The sequence below is a fragment of the Caldivirga sp. MU80 genome (assembly GCF_001663375.1).
GTDB lineage: Archaea > Thermoproteota > Thermoprotei > Thermoproteales > Thermocladiaceae > Caldivirga.
On the sequence record NZ_LCTF01000026.1, the window covers coordinates 17,990 to 39,077 of the forward strand.

General features: G+C 49.2%; 21 protein-coding genes, 1 rRNA gene and 1 other annotated feature. Of the genes, 11 read left to right on the forward strand and 11 right to left on the reverse strand.

Annotation, left to right across the window (positions count from 1 at the left end; all coding sequences use genetic code 11):
* Positions 1-24: 24 nt before the first annotated feature.
* The 3 genes from AAX04_RS08170 to AAX04_RS08180 are packed head-to-tail and all read right to left on the reverse strand — an operon-like array spanning position 25 to position 2,941.
* Complete coding sequence (locus AAX04_RS08170; protein ID WP_066796698.1) at positions 25-750, reverse strand: ABC transporter ATP-binding protein; 726 nt, start codon at positions 748-750, stop codon at positions 25-27.
* Positions 737-1,753: an iron ABC transporter permease gene (locus AAX04_RS08175; RefSeq protein ID WP_066796700.1), complete on the reverse strand. Its 1,017-nt coding sequence runs from the start codon at positions 1,751-1,753 to the stop codon at positions 737-739. Before AAX04_RS08175 ends, AAX04_RS08170 begins: the two co-directional genes overlap by 14 nt.
* A 12-nt stretch (positions 1,754-1,765) precedes the next feature.
* On the reverse strand, positions 1,766-2,941 hold the full coding sequence (locus AAX04_RS08180; protein WP_066796703.1) for an ABC transporter substrate-binding protein: 1,176 nt from the start codon (positions 2,939-2,941) through the stop codon (positions 1,766-1,768).
* 78 nt (positions 2,942-3,019) lie between these two features.
* Between AAX04_RS08180 and AAX04_RS08185 the strand changes: the two genes are divergently transcribed.
* Both AAX04_RS08185 and hjc read left to right on the forward strand, forming a co-directional pair.
* Positions 3,020-3,385, forward strand: coding sequence for a hypothetical protein (locus tag AAX04_RS08185; protein ID WP_066796706.1), 366 nt, complete (start codon positions 3,020-3,022; stop codon positions 3,383-3,385).
* 113 nt (positions 3,386-3,498) lie between these two features.
* Positions 3,499-3,942 (forward strand): Holliday junction resolvase Hjc, encoded by a 444-nt coding sequence (hjc, locus tag AAX04_RS08190; RefSeq protein ID WP_066796710.1) that lies wholly within the window; start codon positions 3,499-3,501, stop codon positions 3,940-3,942.
* Between the two features lie 128 nt (positions 3,943-4,070).
* Here the strand turns inward: hjc and fbp are convergent, their stop codons facing one another.
* A complete protein-coding gene (gene fbp / locus AAX04_RS08195; protein WP_066796713.1) occupies positions 4,071-5,282 on the reverse strand; it encodes a fructose-1,6-bisphosphate aldolase/phosphatase in 1,212 nt (403 codons plus the stop codon).
* A gap of 320 nt (positions 5,283-5,602) precedes the next feature.
* On the opposite strand from fbp, the gene AAX04_RS08200 reads away from it, so the two are divergent.
* A complete protein-coding gene (locus tag AAX04_RS08200; RefSeq protein ID WP_066796716.1) occupies positions 5,603-6,370 on the forward strand; it encodes an alpha/beta hydrolase in 768 nt (255 codons plus the stop codon).
* A gap of 403 nt (positions 6,371-6,773) precedes the next feature.
* On the opposite strand, the gene AAX04_RS08205 is transcribed toward AAX04_RS08200, so the two are convergent.
* Positions 6,774-7,913: a GTP-binding protein gene (locus AAX04_RS08205; protein ID WP_066796719.1), complete on the reverse strand. Its 1,140-nt coding sequence runs from the start codon at positions 7,911-7,913 to the stop codon at positions 6,774-6,776.
* A 255-nt stretch (positions 7,914-8,168) separates the two neighbouring features.
* On the opposite strand from AAX04_RS08205, the gene AAX04_RS08210 reads away from it, so the two are divergent.
* The gene (locus AAX04_RS08210) at positions 8,169-8,777 is read left to right on the forward strand and encodes a histidine phosphatase family protein (protein WP_066796722.1); all 609 of its coding nucleotides are present in this window, start codon (positions 8,169-8,171) and stop codon (positions 8,775-8,777) included.
* Between the two features lie 98 nt (positions 8,778-8,875).
* Entirely contained in the window at positions 8,876-9,064 is a 189-nt protein-coding gene (locus tag AAX04_RS08215; protein ID WP_066796725.1) for a hypothetical protein, read from the forward strand.
* A 102-nt stretch (positions 9,065-9,166) separates the two neighbouring features.
* On the opposite strand, the gene AAX04_RS08220 is transcribed toward AAX04_RS08215, so the two are convergent.
* Both AAX04_RS08220 and AAX04_RS08225 read right to left on the reverse strand, forming a co-directional pair.
* Complete coding sequence (locus tag AAX04_RS08220; protein WP_066796727.1) at positions 9,167-9,904, reverse strand: creatininase family protein; 738 nt, start codon at positions 9,902-9,904, stop codon at positions 9,167-9,169.
* 66 nt (positions 9,905-9,970) lie between these two features.
* Entirely contained in the window at positions 9,971-11,209 is a 1,239-nt protein-coding gene (locus AAX04_RS08225; protein ID WP_066796729.1) for a M20 family metallo-hydrolase, read from the reverse strand.
* 114 nt (positions 11,210-11,323) lie between these two features.
* Between AAX04_RS08225 and AAX04_RS08230 the strand changes: the two genes are divergently transcribed.
* Complete coding sequence (locus AAX04_RS08230) at positions 11,324-11,875, forward strand: multiprotein bridging factor aMBF1 (protein WP_066796732.1); 552 nt, start codon at positions 11,324-11,326, stop codon at positions 11,873-11,875.
* 4 nt (positions 11,876-11,879) lie between these two features.
* Here the strand turns inward: AAX04_RS08230 and AAX04_RS08235 are convergent, their stop codons facing one another.
* The gene (locus AAX04_RS08235; protein WP_066796735.1) at positions 11,880-12,593 is read right to left on the reverse strand and encodes a winged helix-turn-helix domain-containing protein; all 714 of its coding nucleotides are present in this window, start codon (positions 12,591-12,593) and stop codon (positions 11,880-11,882) included.
* 85 nt (positions 12,594-12,678) lie between these two features.
* Complete coding sequence (locus tag AAX04_RS08240) at positions 12,679-13,482, reverse strand: Yip1 family protein (RefSeq protein WP_066796738.1); 804 nt, start codon at positions 13,480-13,482, stop codon at positions 12,679-12,681.
* Positions 13,483-13,539: 57 nt separating this feature from the next.
* Here AAX04_RS08240 and AAX04_RS08245 point away from each other — a divergent pair, with 57 nt between their 5' ends.
* Complete coding sequence (locus AAX04_RS08245) at positions 13,540-15,396, forward strand: DNA topoisomerase (protein ID WP_066796740.1); 1,857 nt, start codon at positions 13,540-13,542, stop codon at positions 15,394-15,396.
* Between the two features lie 5 nt (positions 15,397-15,401).
* Here the strand turns inward: AAX04_RS08245 and AAX04_RS08250 are convergent, their stop codons facing one another.
* Positions 15,402-16,505, reverse strand: coding sequence for a hypothetical protein (locus AAX04_RS08250; RefSeq protein ID WP_066796742.1), 1,104 nt, complete (start codon positions 16,503-16,505; stop codon positions 15,402-15,404).
* 84 nt (positions 16,506-16,589) lie between these two features.
* On the opposite strand from AAX04_RS08250, the gene AAX04_RS08255 reads away from it, so the two are divergent.
* A complete protein-coding gene (locus tag AAX04_RS08255) occupies positions 16,590-17,087 on the forward strand; it encodes a hypothetical protein (RefSeq protein ID WP_066796745.1) in 498 nt (165 codons plus the stop codon).
* A 50-nt stretch (positions 17,088-17,137) separates the two neighbouring features.
* Here AAX04_RS08255 and AAX04_RS11655 read toward each other — a convergent pair whose 3' ends face one another.
* Positions 17,138-18,139: a cyclic pyranopterin monophosphate synthase MoaC gene (locus AAX04_RS11655; protein WP_084761288.1), complete on the reverse strand. Its 1,002-nt coding sequence runs from the start codon at positions 18,137-18,139 to the stop codon at positions 17,138-17,140.
* 252 nt (positions 18,140-18,391) lie between these two features.
* On the opposite strand from AAX04_RS11655, the gene AAX04_RS08265 reads away from it, so the two are divergent.
* From AAX04_RS08265 to AAX04_RS08270, 3 genes are all read left to right on the forward strand, one after another.
* Positions 18,392-19,458, forward strand: a 16S ribosomal RNA gene (locus AAX04_RS08265).
* Between the two features lie 253 nt (positions 19,459-19,711).
* Positions 19,712-19,825, forward strand: a sequence feature (16S ribosomal RNA rRNA prediction is too short).
* Positions 19,826-19,867: 42 nt separating this feature from the next.
* Positions 19,868-20,164 (forward strand): hypothetical protein, encoded by a 297-nt coding sequence (locus tag AAX04_RS11955; RefSeq protein ID WP_156519773.1) that lies wholly within the window; start codon positions 19,868-19,870, stop codon positions 20,162-20,164.
* Between the two features lie 450 nt (positions 20,165-20,614).
* On the forward strand, positions 20,615-21,088 hold a 474-nt coding region (locus AAX04_RS08270; RefSeq protein WP_156519774.1), incomplete at its 3' end, for an LAGLIDADG family homing endonuclease.

Here is a 21,088-nt window from a genome sequence, read left to right on the forward strand (position 1 = left end):
GGTCTTAAGGTTTAGGTTCATGCTCTACGGCTTCTCATGCATTGGGAATACCACGTGAACCTCACCGCCATTCCTCATTACCCTGGCGCTTACGCCGTATAGTTTAGTCAAGTTTTCCTCGGTTATTACCTCAACCGGTGGGCCGACATCAACCACGCTGCCATCCCTCAGCATGACTACTTGGTTTGCCAATAGGGCTAGGTCCACGTCGTGGGTTGCAACCATGACTGTGTGTTGTGTTATTAAGCTTAGTATCACCTTAAGCACCCTATGCCTATTCCCAGGGTCTAGGTTGGCGGTTGGCTCATCTATGAGTATTAAATCGGCGTTGCTGGCTATGGCCCTGGCTATCATGGTTAGCCTCTTCTCCCCAGTGCTTAACTCACTCAACCTGGCATTAACCTTACTAAGCATACCCACTTCACTAAGGGCTTTAACGGCATCCTCATTGTTAACCCAGGCATAGCCCCTCCTAGCCGTCCTAACGGTCTCCAGCACAGTTAGGTTAACTAGTCCATCAACCTCCGCCGGTGAATACGAGACCGTGCCATTAACCCTCAACACACCCTTAACAACCCTGGCGGAGCCGAAGATGGCCCTCATCACTGTGGTTTTGCCGCTGCCATTAGGCCCAAGTAGGACGGTTAAACCTCCCCTGGACACGGTTAGGTTAAGCCCCCTAACCACCACCCTTGACCCATAGCCTATGTAGGCGTCCTTAAACTCAACCAGGGGTTCAGGTGGATGCACCAAAACCACCCCTGGCTATCATCCACATGAGCAGTGGTATGCCGGCTATGCCGGTTACGGCCGTTATAGGCACCACGTAACCCTTAATCATTATCCTTGAGGCTAGGTACGAGTAGGTCAGTATTAAGGAGCCCACTAACCCTGACCAAGGCACCACAACGCTGCCGGATCCTCTACCGGTCATTTGCCTAACCACGTAGGGTGCCATTATACCCACGAAGCCTATTATCCCAGTGAAGGCCAGTGACACGGCCAGTGGTACTGAGGTTAAGGCAACTAGGATCCTCCTGACGTTTACTGGGTTAACGCCGCTGGCCTTAGCCACGTCGTCACCAAGCATCAGTAGGTCAATGTACCTGGATAGGTAGATGATTATTAATATTGTTGGCACCGCTGAGGCTAACATTGCGTACACTTGCCACCAAAGCACGCCGCTTAGGTTGCCGTACAGCAGGTAGAGGGGCTGGATTGAAGCCGTTGGGTTTATTGACTCTATCATTAGCATCACTATCATTGATGCGGCGTAGGATAGTAACGTTATTAATATGCCCATTAGTATCAACCCAATGACACCTAGCCTTGAGCCAAGCATAACTACTACAATTGAGGATGATAACCCAACCACGAGCGCTAGTATCGGTATGGCTAGGGTTGAGTATGAGCCAGTTAACCCACCCACAAGCACCAGTAGGTAGCCCAGTAAACCACCAAGTACCGCTGCGCTGGCTATGCCCGTGGTGAAGGGCTCGGCTAGTGGATTCCTCAACACACCCTGCATCACAGCCCCAGAGACCCCGAGCACGTAGCCAACCACCAGTGATGCCAACGTTGAGGGGAGCCTAATGTCAAGTATGATGATCCTGTACTTAACCTGGTTGCATGTCACCAGGCATGTGTATGGTACGTTAACCTCACCGAGAATCAGGTTCAGGATTAAACCCACCACTAGGAGTATTGGGGTTAGGAATAGGCCAACATACCTAATTTTAACCTTACCAACCACAGTGCAACACCCTCAACCCGGTAACGTAGGTTTAAACGTACTCAACACCCATTCACTGCTTATGCATTGAGGCACACTGCTCAACCCGAATGCCTCTGGGTGAAGTATGGCCGCAATAACCTCAGCACCGTACACTGATAATGGGCCCGGCTCCTCAACTAGGCTTGTGGCTAAGTTACCCAACACGTAAACATGCCCCTCCCTAACGGCCTTGGTGTAGTTTATCCCAGGTATCTGCATTATGGCGGCTAACGTGGCTGAGCAGTTGCCCATGAAGTCGCTCGCTATTATGTAGTCTGGGTCGTAGACCAGAACTTGGCTTGGGGTTAACGTTGGCCACGGCACCGTGGTGTTAACCACATCTAAACCCCCTGCAACTCCTATCTCATACCCAATGAAGGTTAGGTTTGATGGTGCATATATCGGGTTGCTCCAGTCCATGAACAAGACGGTGGGTTTACTTAAACCCGACACCTTACTGGTGACGGAATTAATCACGGTGCTCATCCACGAGGCCACCTTAAGCCCCCTCTCAGGAGCCCCAAGGGCCTTGGCCACCAGGTATGCGTCTGTCTCAATCTGCTGGAACGTCCTGTCGGCGGTGCCGTTTATTATGATTATGGGTATGCCTATGCTTGAGAAGGAGGCTAGTGTTGATGGGCCGTAGAACCCTAGGTCGTAGCAAATCACTGTGGGTGAGGCATTAACCACGGCTTCAATGGATGGGGCTGGCCATATTGAGGTGAGTATTGTCGCGTTGGGTGGTATGGTTACGTTGAAGTAGGTTAGGATTTGCCTTGAGTACGTGTCCAGTAAAACCACCTCGTCACCAAGGCCGAGGGTGAAGATTATTTGGGAGCACGCCGGGTCAAGGGATGCAATCCTAACCTGCCGTGGAGGCGTAGTGATGGTTGTTGTTACTGAGGTTACTGTTGAAACTGAGGTGGACGTTACAGTGGCCGTCGTGGTTGCCGTCACAGTACTTACTACTGATGCGGTTGTGGTTACCGTGCTGGTTGAGGCTGGCGCAGTGGCTGTTGTTGTAATGTAGGTGGTTACAGTTGTGGTTACCGGTGATGTCACGGTTACCCTAACCTGCACCGGTTGGTTAACCCTGTAGGCTAAGTAACCTACCGCAACCACCAGCACAACCACCAGCACGGTTAGTACCGTTGACCTCCAGTCCATGGAGTAGTGGGATAATTATCCTATTTTTAAGTTTTACCCCAATAAGTAAAAATAAACCCACACACCCAATCTTAAAGAGTGAGCAGTGAGGTTAATGCTGATGAGTTTGCCAGGTTAATGGAGGTTCTTGAGAATACTATAGTGGCTAAGCTTAACGATGACTACGCCATTAGGGTTATGGATTACGTTGGCCCTGGGGAGCATGATTATACGCTTGTCCCCATACTGTACCACTTCGGTAGCTTTAAGATACTTGAAATTTGGATTGAGGTTGATGCGAGGCAGTATAGGGCTGCCTTAATAAGTGAGGTTGATGAGCACCTTAAGGCTGTTGGGAATTGGCTGGCTAGGGGTGAGTTTCTCGTGCTGTTCAACGATGGGTTAGTTAAGATAAATATACCAAGGGACAGTAAACCGCTTAACGATTTCATTAAACCTGGTTAACAGGTAAGGTCAACTTATAGGGCTTAAAGTATAAGGGAGGTAGGGTAACTTTCAGGTTACCTTAGCCACCCGTTACCTATTAAACTTAAAGGGTGCTGAGCTAGTAAGGCGTTATGCCTTTTGGGCGTAGGGGGGTTAGCTATGAGAGGGAATTAGCCAACTGGCTATGGAGCCTAGGCTTCGCTGTCATTAGAGCCCCAGCCAGTGGGGGTGGTGTTAGGCGCAGGTTTGCCCCAGACCTGGTGGCCATGTTCAAGGGTAGGGTTATTATACTTGAGGTTAAGTATAGGGCTAAGCCATCCTCGATAAGCATAGGTTGTGATAAGGTTAATAGGCTTATTGAGTTCGCCAATAGGGCTGGTGGGGAAGCTTACGTGGCTATTAAGTATGCCAGGGAGCCGTGGAGAATAATCCCAGTTAAATCATGCAACGGCGGTTCGTCAATGGTGCTTAGCGTTGCTGATGTTGAGGGTGCCAGCAGACTTGAAGACATTATCAGGGGTATGATTAACATTGATATAACAAGTTTGATAACCGGCAATGGCAGTGATAAATGAAATGCAGCGTCAAGGTAAGGGTAGGGTTTCAACTAATTACGAGACTTAATCAGTACTCTAAGACTTGAACATTGATTAGATGAATATACATTACCATTTTAAGAGAATGAAGGGGGCCTATGCGTGGCTTAATCGCCACTGCCCCCTCCAGTAACTGAGACCGTTGCCGTGACCTTCTCGCTGAGGTACTTCATCCTATTCTTCTCATACTCCTCAACGGGTATTGGCTTAAGCACTGATAGTAACTGGGGTAGTGTTGTGTACTCCATCTCCTCCGGGGGTAACCTATGTGGCATTATTGGCCCCATCCTCCTGATGTAGTCCGTTATGAAGGCTGCTACCTGCCTACTTAAGTCGAAGGCTGGGTCATCAAACATATCCACCGGCCCCTCCAGATAGCCATCGTGCAACTGGAAGCCTAAGGCGCCAACCTTAGGTGGCCCATCGAACCTAGTCATCTTAGGCCCCATGGCTATCTTATTAGCTGGGTCTATGCTGACGAACTTGGCTGGCATTAATGGCCCAGTGTGGCTGCCCCTCATCCAACCCTCAACTAGGTGCGGTAGGGCGAAGGCCTCAAGGACCTCGCCAACCGCCGGTAGGCCATGTTGGGCTCTAACCACTGCCACTGGGTCATCCTTACCCACGTACCTACCCGCAATTAGGTTAAGCCTCTCCACGCTCACCACTGCGGCTTGGGTTAAGTCACTCCTCCTATAGACCCTCCTAATGATGTACCTGCCTGGTGTTCCTATTAGGCCCAGTATGGAGTATATGTGTTCAGGTGCGTCAAGCAGGTAGACCTTACCCTCATACACGTCTATTATCTCAAACCTGAATCCACCATGCATCTGAGGGTCTATTACCAAGCCTGCGGTGTTGAATGGATCAGCGAAAATCTTGTACATGGGCAGGTTATACGCGCCGGGTTCAGTCTTATCGGCAGCGAAGACTATTAATGGTTCACTCGGTCTCTCCTCAAACTCCATCTCAGCCACCTGGGGCCCAAGCCCCCTAACATTGCCGCTGAAGCTTTCCTTAAGCAGGTCCTGTCCTGCTCCATAAAGTTTAAACTTCTTAGCGTAATTTTCAGTGGCCTCCTTGAATATGTTCCAAGCTAATCCATGTATCTCAGGGTTATCAATACCCTTATCATGAGTCATCAGTAGGCTCATGTCATCTCCAACATTAAACACGTAGTAATCAATAAGCAACCCGCTCTTAACAGCCTCCCTAAGCCTACCACTGGCATACTCAAGGATCTTTGGGTGCACCCAAGCATGCCCAGGTATGCCCCCAATGTCAGCCTTTATTACCGATACTGTAGTTTTAGGTGCCATAAAAATAAATTGCAACTCATCCTTATAAATTTTACGCAGCAATACGCAATATATAGTTACAAAATATGTAAAATTCATGGGATTATATAAAATATACTTAATTAATTAAATAATGATAATGATAAATATATTGTGGAATATAGCTACACGTAAATGAAAATAGAGTCAATTTCTTGACATTTAGTAGAATCTATTTAGATATAATGCCATGTTACATATATCCATATGGACTATACATCCATAGCACCCGGTTCGATTAAATTACTAGGCTTAACTTTTGAATGTTAATGCTTAAAAAGGATTTAGACCAGGTAATAATCATGAGGTGTGTTGAGGTCCCCTCAATGATCAACCTGGGTGATGGGTGGATCTTCAGTATCATCGATAGGCCAGTTGACCTTGGTAAGTACCCTGTGGTCGTCATGTTTCATGGTTTCACGGGGACGCATATTGAGTCTGGTAGGCTTTATGTTGATATTGCTAGGGAGCTTTGTGGGAATGGCATGGCCACTGTTAGGTTTGATTATAGGAATCATGGGGATAGTTCAGGCCCCTTCGAGGATTTCAGCATCGATAATGCCCTCGAGGATGCTGCATTCATGGTTAAGTACGCGTTAGGCCTTGAGTTTGTTAACTCGAGTAGGGTTGCGTTCCTAGGTTTAAGCATGGGTGGGCACATAACGTTGAAGACGTATGAAAGGATGAGCACTGTACCCAAGGCCCTTGTACTGCTCTCACCTGCAATAGACTTCTCGGGGTTAGGTAGGGTTGCGTCGCAGGGGGCTAGGGGTGACTACGTTTACTTCGGCCCATATAGGTTGAGATTGAGTAATGTCCTTAGGTTGGCTAACTCAAACGCCATGGGGGTAGCTGAACTAGTCAACGTACCCATACTAATAATCCACTCCAAGGATGACCAGGCGGTACCCTACCAGCAGTCTGTTGAATTCCACAGTAGGGTTAAGTACAGTGATAAGACATTGATGCTGCTGGATAAGAGTGGCCACACCTTTGATGACTATGAGGTTAGGGTTAACGTAATCAACACCATAGTTAAGTGGCTTGGAGATAAGCTTAAACCTACCTAACCCTCTCTAAAATTAGCTAAGTAAAGTTATTATGGGGTATGCTTTATTTAAAATTCTATGAACGAGGTGCCGTGGTGACAACACACGACAAGCCTCGCCTCTTCTGGGGGTGGTGTTGTTTCTTGGTTGGTTTAAAGTTTTAACCTATTGTCCAGTATTTTTGCTTCTAGTTACATTTTAATTCCCCCTTTGCCTAGCTTTTCTTGGTGCTTGGGTTGGTGCCCCCAAGAGGGGGTTTGGGCTTTTTGGATGAGCCGGTGGGGCGATACCCCACCCTCACCACCACCCCGAGACGAAACCACCAACCCCACAACAGACGAGGCAACACCCAAGACCCCCACAATGAAAAACCCATCTCACTGGGACGGGGAAGGGGGTCATTGATAATCAGTACTGCGGTTAATCATGCGTGAATCTCAACCACATCTCCATCGTTAAGCACGTAGTTTAACCCAACCCTCCTGAAGAACCCGGAGTTTGACCAAACTTTGGCATACTTAAAATTCCTAAACAAGTCACTATGTATCCTCTGGGCTAGGTCACCCACAGTTGATCCTCTCCTCATTATGAATGGTTTATCAGTCGGCTTACTTGACCAGGGCTCCTTAGTGTAGACTCTTATTAAGTCAAGATGCCTTAGTATGGTCTCGGCAAGCACAGCCCTATTGATAATGCACTCACTTAGCTTAGCCGGTATTATAGGTACATTTAGATTGGTTAAGCCTTCACGGCATGCATCGTGGTTATTGAATATTATTATTGTTGGCTTATACACGGGTGACCTTATTAAAGCATCCTCAACATCATCCAGCGTCGCCTCGCCATCTATGTAAATCACTGCCCCATATATCCTATACCCAGTTAGCAGCTTAACGATGTCACTATGCGTAGCCCCTACGAGCTTACCGATAACCTGAATCCCCATGCCAGTCTTAGGCTCAACCTTAACAATACCCCTAGGCTTAACTAGGTACACGCCGTCGTCAAGCATCATCTCGCTTATGGCGTTAAACTGCCACTTAGCGTCACCACTAAGGCAGTCTAAAACCAGCAGTACGCCATCGGCATTCCTAACTATGGATATAGCAATGTCATTCATGTCGCTTTCCTTGCCTAGGCTGATTGATGGTGCCTTAACCAGTTGAAAGTACACGTTATCCTCAATGAACATTCCGGGCACTGGCTCAACCGTGGAGTAGGGTATGAGGTCAGGCTCAATGTTAGCGTCCGTTAGGCACTTGAGTAGTGCGCTCTTGCCCGACATGGGTGGGCCCACCACTGCCAATTGAACATCACCACTCTTCTCCACGTGAAGCCTAAAACCCCCACCACCCCTACTCCTCTCCTTCTCCCTCTTAAGCTCAATCTCCCTCCTAAGCTGCGCCATCCTCCTCCTGGCCCAATGAACAAGGTTCTCGGTACCCTTATGCTTAGGTACTGAACTTAGGAACTCCTCAAGGGCCCTCAACTTCTCCTCAGGGGTCTTGGCTTCAAGCACCTTAAGCCACTTAGCCCTAGCCTCGGCGGGTAAGTTAGCCGGCATCCCGCGACCTCTGCAGTTTAATGATGAGGAACTTAAATGTTTAACCACGTCACCACGTAAAGGGAACAGCAATGAACAGATGTGTAGTATGCGCTGAGCATTACCGGGAAGAAGCCCCGGGGGATCTTAGGAATGGTGGTCGGCGCCGTATACTTGACCGGGCTATACTACCGGGGCTAAATACCCACTATAGGGCTTGGATTAAATAACCTTTCGCATCGTTATACTTAATAAAGGCTTAATGTGGCTCATTTGATGGTTGTCGTTTACCTAGTGAGGCATGGTGAATCAACCCTAACCAAGGAGGGGATACTGCAGAGCAGAGATGTCAACATCGGTCCATTAACCGAAAGGGGGCGCCTGGAGGCTCTATGCGCTGCAAGGTTCATACGAAGCGTGACTAGGGGTATTAATTATATAGTATCGTCACCACTGCTTAGGGCTAGGGAGACAGCAAGCATTTTGGCTGAGGAGCTCAACGCCAAAGTAATCATTAATGATGATGTTAGGGAGGTTGATATGGGTGAGTGGGAGCTTAAGAGGATTAACGATATTGGGCAACCCTTCCTAGATTACTCAAGGAATCCACTTAAGCACCCACCACCTGGTGGTGAAACGGCCGAGTCAGTGTTGATGAGGATGATGAGGGTTTTAAACAGCATCAAGGAGGACACCATCATAGTCTCCCATTACCAACCCATAGCATCTTTAATAATGGGTATTGTTAAGTCTGATTTAGGTAATACTTATAGGGTTAGCGTGGATACGGGCTCCGTATCGGCGGTGTTTAGGGATGATTGGTGGGGTGACTGGAGGGTGTTGTTCATTAACATGAGGCCTATTCTTTTTCTAAACTGCAAATAATTTATTCTATTCCTGGTAATTGAATTATTACACTATATCTATAAGGATATTATAATTTAACGGTAATGCTTTTAAGTTAGTTAAAAAGCTGGTGAAGTATGGCAATCGAATACGTATGCCGCTGGTGCGGCTTCATACTTTACAGTGGTGATAGGCTCAAGAGCACGGAAGACGTGGCCAAGTATTGGGGTGGTAGATGCCCAAGGTGCCTAAGCCCAATATCCAAGGTCCCCCAAAGAATTGAAGTCGCGGCTATTGAGAAGCCGATAAAGGCAGCATCACCTTAAACTTAAAAGCAGTCTTAAGATGTCTTGGTGCAATTAGTTACAGTGAATTATTAAGCCTCAATTAACTTAAACTCCACGTGTGGCCTAGGTTAATACGTTGCCTTATTTAACTTTTATAACCGGTAATTTACCTTTCTTTAAGTCTTCTATGAGCTGGGTGAGTTCATTAACAGAAGCCTCAAGTATTGCCCTACCCTTCTCCTGACTTGCCTTAGATGGGTACCCTTGGACCGCCTTCGTGTACTCCATGGCGTATGCATCTTTACCGTAAACCCTAAACCTAACCTCAACCCACTCATCAGCGGAACCATCCCTTGGGACAGCCTTAACCAATTGAGGGTAAGCTGCCCAAACCTCACTGGTCTCATCCTCAGCCGCGTGACCCTCAGGGGTCTCGAGGACTCTCCTCCTAGTCTCCTTGGCTAGGTCAATCCACCAATTAACCAGTATTACCGTTAATTTAGTCTCCCTAGCCGCATCCTTAGCAGCCATGCTTAATGCGTCAACATTACCCCCGTGTCCATTTACAACCACCAGGTACTTAACACCATTCCTGGCCACCTCCCTGAATATGTCTAGGTAAAGCCTGTAGAGGGTTTCATTACTGATCGAGATTGTGCCAGGGAACTTGTCTAGGACGTACGTGTTCCCATACCAAACCGTGGGTAACAGCAGAACGTTGGTCCTCCTTGCGGTTTCCTCGGCTATGTATGTTGCCATTAATGCATCAGTGCCGAGGGGTAGGTGGGGGCCGTGGGCCTCCACTATGCCGGTGGGCAATAGTGCAACTGTCTTATCAACCCTTTCAAACTCGGGCCAGGTTAACTCCCACCAATTCATGCATAGGGTTAGTTAATGCCTAATTAAAGCATTGCCTTAATGGTGGCATTGCCGGTGCTTAGAATGTTACATTAGTATTGACGCTAGTATCACCTTAACATCGCTCAACACGTCATTAATATTAATGTGTTCATCGGGCATGTGGGCTGTATCGCTAGCGGTCATCCATACAGCTGCCGGTATACCCATAGCCCTAATGTACTTTGCATAGGTTCCTCCGCCAATACCCATGTACCTAGCTTCAACACCTTTTACAATCTTAATAGCTTTGCCTAACCGCTGAATTACCTCACTATTGGGGTCTGTTGGAGGTGATGGGTCATCCCTATTCACCACCTCTATGCTGAATCCACAGGAGTATTTACTACAGAACTCCTCGGCGACCTTGTTTACGGAGGCTAATACTTCATCAAGGCTGTACCTTGGTAGTACCCTGCAGTCGAAGTAGACCGTGTGCCTCCCTGGGATGGTGTTAATGTTATCTACGTTCTTATCAACCCTAGTGGGTTCGAAAGTTGATGATGAGGGTGTGAACATGGGGTCCTCAGCGTTGAACACACTATGCAAGGTTTCATCAATCTTAAGAGCCAACATCATGCCGAGTCTATGGGCGTTTAGGGCTGATGCCGGCATACTTGCATGCCCCTGTCTACCAGTTACAGTGACTCTCAGCCAAAGTATACCCTTCTCTGCGACTTCGATCATAGATCCATCTTTACTTCCCGCGTCGGGCACAATAACTAAGTCACTTGGCTTTATTAGGCCCCTCTCCTCCTCAAGAATATACTTAATCCCATACCTGCTGCCAACCTCCTCATCACTTGCCAGTATTAAGCCGTAGTTGATGGGTGGCTTAACGGCTAAGTCATGGAGAACCTTACCGACGGCCACACCGGCAACTATACCATGTCCATTATCCTCAACACCCCTACCGTAGATTAAATCCCCCTTAACCGTAGCCTGATACGGCTCAACACTCCACAGCGACCTATCACCCTCGGGTACAGTGTCCATGTGGGCTATGACCCAAAGGGTCTTTGAATCATCATTACCGTTGATTAGGGCCACTATGTTTGGCCTTGACCCGTTCCTAGCCCTTGGGTCAGGGGCCTCAATAACCCTAACACTATTGAAATACCTCCTCACCACCCCAAGCAGGTAATTAGCCCTATCCCACTCCCCATCACCACCATTCTCAGGGGCAAGGGCCTTAATAGGTATGAAGCCCCTATACAGTTCGATGATGAAGTCCCTAAGCTCATCAACGTGCCTAAGCACTTGGCCTAAACCCTGGGCCTGAGCCATATAGGCATTGCTAGGTACTATTATTAAGTTTTAGCATAAAGGTTGTAGTACACATGCAGCCAATGCTCCTGTTAAAACAAAAGGTTTAATACGCAGTAATGCACCTAAGCAACCATGGTGCTAACCTGCGACATATGTGGGAGGGAAATCAACGGTGAACCGATAGTCGTGGAGATAGATGGCGCAGTCTTAAACCTATGCCAACGTTGTGCGCAGCGTTATGCGAACGTTAAGGGTGTTAGGGTTCTTTCTGGGGTTATTCAGCAGGTTCAAGGTGGGCAAACCGTGGTTAAGCCTAGACAGAGGGCGGCTACACCAGTTAAACCCGTTAAGAGGCGTAATGAGGTTAATGTTTCACAGGCAGAGAGGTATGAGGTTATTGAAAACTACGGTGAGGTTATTAGGGATGCGAGAAGTAGGCTTGGCATGAGTAGGGATGTCCTGGCGAGCATGTTGGGTATAAAGGAGAGTACGCTTAAGAATATTGAAGATGGTAAGTTAATCCCGGACCTTAACCTAGCCAGGAGGATTGAGAAGGTGCTTGGGGTTAGGCTACTGGTTGAGAGCGAGGAGACTGAGACTGAGCTAGGTGAATCAGGAGGTGGGGAGTTAACCCTTGGTGATGTTGTTGAGGTGAGGAGAAACAAGGATAGGGAGGTTAAGTAGATGGCTAATGCTGACCACTACCATTACTATTAACCCTTATTGGGTTTCCCAACCACTGCCTATACACATTGTCAATCTTCAAGTCAACTATCCTAATCAACGGCAGCTTAGCCTTGGGTGACGTGAAGCTTTTAACCAGTATCCCATGGAACAACTGAGTCAATGCATCATCAACGTTGATATTAATGTTGGGTACGTTAACCTGTATCCTGAACTTCCTAGAAACCTTAAGAGCCCAGTTAATGCACTCAACGCCATTTCCACAGGACTTAACACACCCATAGGTTGCCGTTGGGGTCTTAACAATCAACACGCCCTTCCTGGAGTCGGCGAAGGCAACGTACTTACTGTTAATCTTAAGCTGAATCTCGCACCCATCGAAGTTCACATCATAGCCGAAGTATATTAGTGACGACAGCATGTAGTAGACCCTATTAGCCTCCCTCGATAAGTTAAGTATCCTCACTATTTCATCACTAGCCACTGTTACCCAACCCATCTTCTCAAGAATCTTCAAGTGCCTATGCACAACACCCTTAGCCAACCTCAACCTAGATGCTATATCAGTGACCGTTAATGGGCCATTTATAAGCGAATTCATGATACTTAGCCTAATGGGGTAAGAGACCAGCGATTCAAACACCCTAGTAGGCAACAGCAGCAGCGTGCTTATCAACTCATTATCCCCGTCGTCAGCCGCTGTGTTATGCGCATCCATAACTTCTACTTCTTAAACCCTAAGAGGGGGGTTAAAAACCCCTCGCCAGAGATCAATGCAGCCTAATATTTTTTTGAAGGTGCCATCACTGAGTGTAATCCTCATTATCACTGGTGGTGTCGCTTGAACTGCCTTGCTGCTGAGGTGGCGGCATGTAGGGTGGCATTGGCGGTGGCATAACGTACCTCTGCTGCATCGGCGAAGGTGCAGGCATCCTCGGCTGTGTTTGAACTGGTGGCCTAACCTGCTGTAGGGTCGCTATGCGTTGACTAAGCTTATTCATCTCATTCTCAATAACCCTAAGTGACCTGAACCACGAGTAACTTGTAATTATCAGTGCAAGCGACAGTAGCACTATCGACACGCCCATCACCAGGTATACGTAGGCCGGTATGCTTAACGCTAGGGACGCCAGTAGGGCAACAACAACACCACCAATGGCCAAGGGTACGCCGACTATCATAGCGTACCTGAAGGCCCTATGAACATCACCGCTAACTGATAGCTGCTCCTCAGGCCTAACCATGGGTGGTGGCTGAATAATGGGTTGCTGGGCCATGGGGGGCATGGGCGCTGGGTATGGGGGGTACTGCATGGGTGGCTGGGGTTGAGGCGGCCTAGGCTGGTAATACGGGGATGGTGGGTATGGCATAGGCTGCGTGGGTGGTATAACCGGCCTTTGTTGTGTGGGTGGCTGCATGGGTAACTGCTGGTATTGAGGCTGCTGGGGAGGTTGCTGAGCCACCGGGGGTGGGGGTACTATTGGGTTAACCTGCTCACCCTGCCTCTGCTGACCCTGTGGGGTAGTTGCCTGGGCTTGTTGCGGTGTCAACGGTGGTGGGGGTATCTGCGGCTGCTTCTTCTCATCCGGCTTCCTTTCACTGGACATTTGAATCACCTCAAATTCACTGAAGGATTTATTAAACGTTTCGGCTGGCTAACCCCAGTGGATAGGCTAGTTGTGGCTGAGAAGAATAGTGTGGCTAAGGCAATAGCCCAGTACCTAGCTGACGGTGGTTACTCAACCAGGAAGATTAACAATGTCCCAGTGTACTTCTTCAAGGTTAATGGGGAGTATTGGGCTTCAATGGGCCTCAAGGGCCACATACTTGACTTCGACTTCGAGGACACCTACAACAACTGGGGTAGTGTGGAGCCGGGTAGGTTAATTGAGCTTGAACCTGTAATGGTCATTAGGTGGCAGGATAGGCCATACATAATGACCCTGGTTGAACTGGCCAAGGAGGCCAGGGAGCTCATACTAGCCTTAGACTCAGACGTTGAGGGTGAGGCCATAGCCTACGAGGTCATGATGGTGGCCAGGTTGAGGAACCCAAGGCTAAGGTTCAGGAGGGTACTGTTCTCAGCTATAACAAGAGATGACATTAGGAGGGCCTTCAGTAGGCTAACAACCCTCAACGTTAATTGGGCTAGGAAGGTGTTCACGAGGATGGTGCTCGACCTTAAGTATGGGGCAACCTTCACTAGGTTACTAACGCTAAGCGCCAGGTCAAGCAAGGCCCCCCTAGGTAGGGGCGAATTCCTAAGCTATGGCCCATGCCAAACGCCGGTGCTTAACCTAGTTGTTCAAAGGGCCCTGGAGAGAGAGAACTTCAAGCCCGAGATCTACTACAAGATCAAGCTGACGATCGAGGTCAACGGCAGGGAGGTGACCCTAGAGTCCGTGGATAAGTTCAAGGATCTCAGGAAGGTTCAAGCAGTCTTCAGGAGGGTTAAGGAGGCCAGCAGGGCCATTGTTAAGGTTGCTGAGGCCAAGGAGGTTCACGTGAATCCACCCAAGCCACTTGACACTGTTGAACTTGAGAGGAGGGCCAGCAGGTTCCTCAACATTAGGAGTAAGCAAACTCTTGATATTGCAGAGGAGCTTTACAGGCAGGGCTACATATCGTACCCGAGGACCGAGACCAATATCTACCCACCAACCCTAGACCTCAGGGGGATTGTTAAGGCACTGGCCTCAACGACAACGTATGGGCAGTACTCAAGGCGGCTGCTGGCCTCGGGCATAAGGCCAACGGCCGGTAGGAGCAGTGACAATGCACACCCACCCATACACCCCGTTAAGGCTGCAGATAAGGCTGAGGTCATGGCCAGGTTCAGGAACTTCAAGTACTGGGTCATATACGACTTCGTGGTTAGGCACTTCCTAGCAACCCTAAGCCCCCCAGCCCTAGTGGAGGAGCAGAGGATTACCGTTGAGGCCGGTGGTGTACTCTTTGAGGCCGGTGGGCTTAGGATTATTGAGGAGGGTTACTTCTCAATATACCCATTCGAAAGGCCACAGGTTAACCCACTGCCAGTGGGCAGCTTAAGGGTTGGCCAGCAGGTCCCAGTTAAGGATGTTAAGGTTGTTAAGAGGAAAACAACCCCTCCACCATACCTAAGTGAGTCGGAGCTCCTTAGGCTGATGAGGAAGTATGGAATAGGCACGGATGCAACCATGCAGGACCACATACATACCAACGTCAAGAGGAGGTACATTAAGATTGTTAAGGGGCAGTGCATACCGACACCGCTCGGTAAGGCTCTCATAGCCTCACTATCCAAGTACGCACCAACGCTAATAGACCCGAACTTCAGGAGCAGGATGGAGTCCATGCTCTCCCTAATAGGCTCAGGTAGGGAGGTGCCTGAATCCGTTAGGAGGAGGCTTGAGGAGGAGGCCTCTAAGATATACGCATCAATGAAGTCCAACTCAAGGCAGCTTGGGGATGAGTTAGCCAAGGCATTAAGAAGCATGCTAAACGGCGATGAAGCCAAGGAAAGGGGGAAAGGGTCATAGGTCTTTTAGTGGTTCCTGACGAACACCCTGTAGGCACCCACGGAGGCTAGGGGTACTGTGAATAAGGCTAGGAAGGCATATGAGAGGTACGTGTACCCAACTGAGACTATGTTGTATAGGCCGCTTATAGCTATGAAGGTGGCTACGGTTAACACGGTGATTGTTACCGCAGGTCTAACGCTACGCCTACCCTTCAAGGCGACTTCAACCCTGTAGGTAATTGAGTTTATGTTACCCACGAGGGCTGTTAGGAGGGCTATGTAGAGGAACACTACGTAAAGGATCACAAGGATATAGGGGGCCCTTGAGTACACTAAGGCGTAGTAGATGGGTAGGTTGGCGAAGGGGTAACTTGGATTCGTGGCATAGTTGTAGTAACCCAGTGTAGCCAAGTACTCCAGCGTAATCATTAGGCTCAATGTTAAGCCGCCTATCAGCGATGCCTCAACAACATCCCTCCTGCTACTCAAGTCCTGGGCCACACTGGCCATTGCCGGGATGCCCACTAGGTTGTAGCTCACGTAAAGAATCGGTGACTCAATGAAGCCCAGTGGATTATGAAGCCAACCTGAGGGGTCGACCACATGATTCATCGAGTAGGTCACCCTACCCCAGGACAGGTATATTATGGTTAAGGTGGCCAGCGTTATTATGGACACCTTAACCGTGGTTAATGAGGCCTCGGAGCTAAGCACACCCCTCCTCCCAAGGATAACTATGAGTAGCGATACCAGGTACATTAAGGCCAAGCCGTAGTATGGGTTAAAGCCCAGTATTGATGTTAAAAGTTGGCTACCAGCAGCCATGACGGCACTTATGAAGAGGACCACGAGCGCCACGTAGACCAGTTCAAAGAGAACGTAGGGGACTTCACCTATTAGTGATTTAACCAACCTACCGTAGTCATAGAAGCCCGTTAACCTTGCGTACTCCAGCCCAATAATCGGGAAGAGCGTGAACAATACGGCGGCAATTACTACGCTGAACAAGCCAAGTGAACCGAAGTAGGTGAAGAAGTGTACAACCTCAACTCCCGTTGAGAATGCGCCCGCCGCTATGGAGCCAACGTACGTTAACCCAACTGACAACTTAACCGCACTACTGGCCACGTCGACGTGGATCTGGGGCACCTTAATTAACTTACGGTTTATCCCTAACCCAGTATTTTTAAACCTAGGTTCAGTGTTCTAGGTATGCTTGGCGGTATGTCTTTGTTCGCCAGGAGGATTGAGTCTATGGAGAACATTAGAAGCATAGTTACCAACGAGGTTACCAGGTACGTTAAGAGGGGGGTTAACGTTAATGTTGATTACGTTGGTGACAAGCCAATAACCCAAGTCATTGGTCAGGTACCCATGAGTGGCGGTAGGGTTAAGGTTATTGAAGCCCTCTACCTGGGCAGCTCCAATGATGGGGCTGAGGAGCACCCACCCATCATGACGCAGTACGAGTATGATTCACTCAGGGTCGTGGGGCAGGTGATGGTTGTCAACGTCTATGAGGGCGTGCTGCTGAGCCGCGAGTACACGGTTCAGGTCGGCGACGAGTTGAGGGTCGCTGATGAGGGGGTTAGGGTAATCATAGTGGGTAAGGATTACGCAAAGATTAAGGATGCGGTGGAGGGGGTTAGGCAGCAGGGGGTTCAGCAGGCCAAACCATCCCCCACGCAGCAGCCGTACTACGCAATATAATTTAATTACTATAATACTATACTGAATTAGTGCCTTTGTTTTGTTTAAACCTACTGCACAGGTGTTTTAACCGCCTTCTCAAGCCTAATGAAGCTTATCTCGGTGTCCGGGTACTGGCCCTCAGCATCCTTCTCATACTTCTTAACCATGTCCCAAACCGTCAGCAGCGCCGCGCCAACGGCCATCAAAGCTTCCATGGCTGAGCCGGTCCTTGAAATGTTCCTGGTGTTAACCCTGACGTAGACTCCATTATCCTTAACCTCAACACCAACGGCCACGTGAGTTATGTAATTCTGGTGGATTAGGGGTAGTAGCTCCCAGGCCCTCTTAGCCATTGTTAAGGCTGCTAGTTGGGCCGTCGTTAACACGTCACCCTTCTCCAACCCCCCACTCCTAATCAACTCAACGGTGCTTTGCCTAAGCTTAATGAAACCACTGGCCACGGCCTCACCAATGTACATTGGTTCATTTGAGGCGTCGAAGAGTGTAACCACCGGTGGAGCCTTGGCGGTGTTGGCAACTGCAGGGTCACTTGAGTCTAAATTGGCCTCAGCCCCCTTAACCTTCCTAATCACCCTAACCCCCTCAATGCCCTTAATCTCCCCAATCCCACTGAATGATAAGCCCCCAGTCTCCTCACCCTCCTCAACAACCCTACAATCCCCATTAGGCCCACAGACGCAGTGCTTAGCCTTAATCACGTTCCAAGCCGTCACCAAGCCCACCAAGGCCCCGAAGAGGGCGTCCATCTCAACCCCAGTCTGGGCCACCGTCCTAGCCCTTAACCTCAGGCCCACGTAATCCTCACCGTGGGTTAGCTTAACGTCAACGTTGGTTATGGGTATTGGGTGCAGAAGTGGTATGTACTCCCAAGCCCTCTTGGTGGCCATTATGGCTGATACTGATATTGAGGTGGCCAGGTTACCAAGCCCTATGAACCAGGAATCCCCAACAGCCCTAGCCAACTCGGGTTTAAGCCTAACCAAGCCCTCAACCCAAGCCTCCCTGTAAATAGGCTCCTTAGCCGAAACATCAATCATCCTGACGCCCATAACCCTTAAAAACAGGCCCGGAATATAAACACTACACCGCCAAGGCGACATGGTGAATCAAGGGATAAAGCTTAAATAAGGGGGCTTCGAGGAACCTACTGCACGCTCAATAAAATTCATGAGCCCCTCAGAAACACCACCGGGGCAAACCCGGGGTGAGCCTGAGGGGTGATCCACCCAAGCCACCAGGAAAGGGGAAGAAGCCCGAACAAACCCAACCCCCAGGAGCGGCCTTGCGGCCGCATCCTGAAACCGGTTGATCCTGCCGGACCCGACCGCTATCGGGGTGGGGCTTAGCCATGCGAGTCGAGCGCCCCAGGGACCCGCTGGGGCGCGGCGCACGGCTCAGTAACACGTGGCCAACCTACCCTCGGGAGGGGGACAACCCCGGGAAACTGGGGCTAATCCCCCACAGGGGAGGGGTGCTGGAAGGCCCCCTCCCCCAAAGGAACCACGCCCGGCACCCGGCGTGGTTCGCCCGAGGATGGGGCTACGGCCCATCATGGTAGTTGGCGGGGTAACGGCCCGCCAAGCCGAAGACGGGTGGGGGCCGTGAGAGCGGGAGCCCCGAGATGGGCACTGAGACAAGGGCCCAGGCCCTATGGGGTGCAGCAGGCTCGAATACTCCGCAAATAGGGCTGGTGGGTAACTCCGCCAGCCCTAGCGGAATGCGGGAAACCGCGACGGGGCCACCCCGAGTGCCGTCCGATGAGGACGGCTTTTCCCCCGTGCAAGGAGCGGGGGGAATAAGCGGGGGGCAAGTCTGGTGTCAGCCGCCGCGGTAATACCAGCCCCGCGAGTGGTCGGGGCGTTTACTGGGCCTAAAGCGCCCGTAGCCGGCCCGGTAAGTCACCCCTGAAATCCACGGGCTCAACCCGTGGGCTGGGGGTGATACTGCCGGGCTTGGGGGTGGGAGAGGCCGGGGGTACTCCCGAGGTAGGGGCGAAATCCGATAATCTCGGGAGGACCACCAGTGGCGGAAGCGCCCGGCTGGAACACGCCCGACGGTGAGGGGCGAAAGCTGGGGGAGCAAACCGGGCCCAGGTCGGCGTTGCGTAAGATTTAATATATTGAAACACAGCAAAACGCCATGGAGTGCGACAGACGCTCGGCTATAGTTCTATGGGCTACGACGGCTCACGTGTATTAACCCCTCTTTTTGATCCCTCTCATCTTCACTTCACCTCACCAAGCCGACCTGGCCCGGGCTCAAAGGGGATTAGATACCCCTGTAGTCCCAGCTGTAAACGATGCGGGCTAGCTGTTGGGCGGGCTTAGGGCCCGCCCAGTGGCGTAGGGAAGCCGTTAAGCCCGCCGCCTGGGGAGTACGGCCGCAAGGCTGAAACTTAAAGGAAAGGGAGGTTGGGAGCTGGGCGCATAAACTTAAATAGCTCTTTTAGGCTTCTAAGATGTTGTGATATAAACGAGGAATTAGTATGCCTAGCAGGGATCTCGCGAGATGAAATGATGATAATTAGGCTTGTTTTTTGTCTTTATTCTCTTTATCTGTCCGCCCAGCTCCCACTTCCCCCTGAATTGGCGGGGGGGTACCACAAGGGGTGGAGCCTGCGGCTCAATTGGAGTCAACGCCGGGAATCTTACCGGGGGCGACAGCAGGATGATGGCCAGGCTGACGACCTTGCCTGACGCGCTGAGAGGAGGTGCATAGAGGGCTCTCCCTGCACGTTTTATGATCATTATCATTTTGATGTTTTAGGTGTTTTAGAGATGAAGGAGAGGATAGATCCATATTTATTAGGTCTGTGGTTAGCTGATAGATATTGGTGGGGTAGTAGTGTAGGTCTCTCGAATACTGATGAAAGGCTTATTCTACGATTTACAAAGTGGTTACTTCAGTATTATCCGCCGGAGAGAGTTAAGCTAAAGGTTTACGTAGCATGTAGCGACGATTTATATAAACACTGTTCAACAGATCTGGTGGGTCATCAGTTATTGAAATTAATACCGCCAGAGAATATAAAATTTTATTGCAACAAAAAAAATTGCTGGGTGTGCATTATATAGTATATGTTAATTCAAGATCTTTAAAAAGATTAAAATAATGTCGCTAGAGACTTGTTAAACTATATAACTGACAAAGAAAATGCCTTAAGTTATTTGGCAGGTAGAACAGACGGCGATGGATCTATAGATTTTAATAAGATAAGACTTCGTATAGCATATTCAAATATAAATGAAGCATTAATAGATGCCAGATTAATTAGAAACATAATAGGAACAGACCCGAAGATAAAAATATTATAAGAAAGCAAGAGAATATATATCCGAAATATGTTGTACCAGATACATAGATTTTATATCAAACTTGGCACGTAAGACTATTAGATTTTCAGATTTATTTGGCAGGGAGGCCCTCGCATAAGGCCGTCGCCAGCTCGTGCCGTGAGGTCTCCGGTTAAGTCCGGCAAATCCTTGTGTGGGGGGTTGTTTTTGTGTGATTATTGGTTGTTTTGGTTGGCTGGTTTATGGGATGCTGATAGAGGTTCTAAGGCTAGGGGGATCGTGAGTCTTAAGAATAAATGTTTCTCGTTATTAGCCGGTTTTATCATTGTATCTGAGAAATGTCTTGGCGTGAGAAGCGATAAATTCAGGATCAGAGTCACATATGGTTATAGCCCGGCTATAGAGGTTTATTATTGTTCTTCGAAGATAAGGCATGTTATAGAGGAGATAGTTTCGGAGAAAGAGAGTTTGACCGGTAATTATGCAAGAGCTTTTATAGCTGGCAAGATGGATGGAGATGGCTATGTGGATGATATCAAGAGAGAGATATACATAGGCTATTCTCATAAAAACTTGAGAGAGGCTGAGAGAGATGCAAAGATACTCGAGAACCTGAATATAGATTATAAGATAACAATGAGTCACAATATAGTTAAACTTAGAATGCATAATCCTAAGCTAGTTGCAGAGATAATATATCCTTTT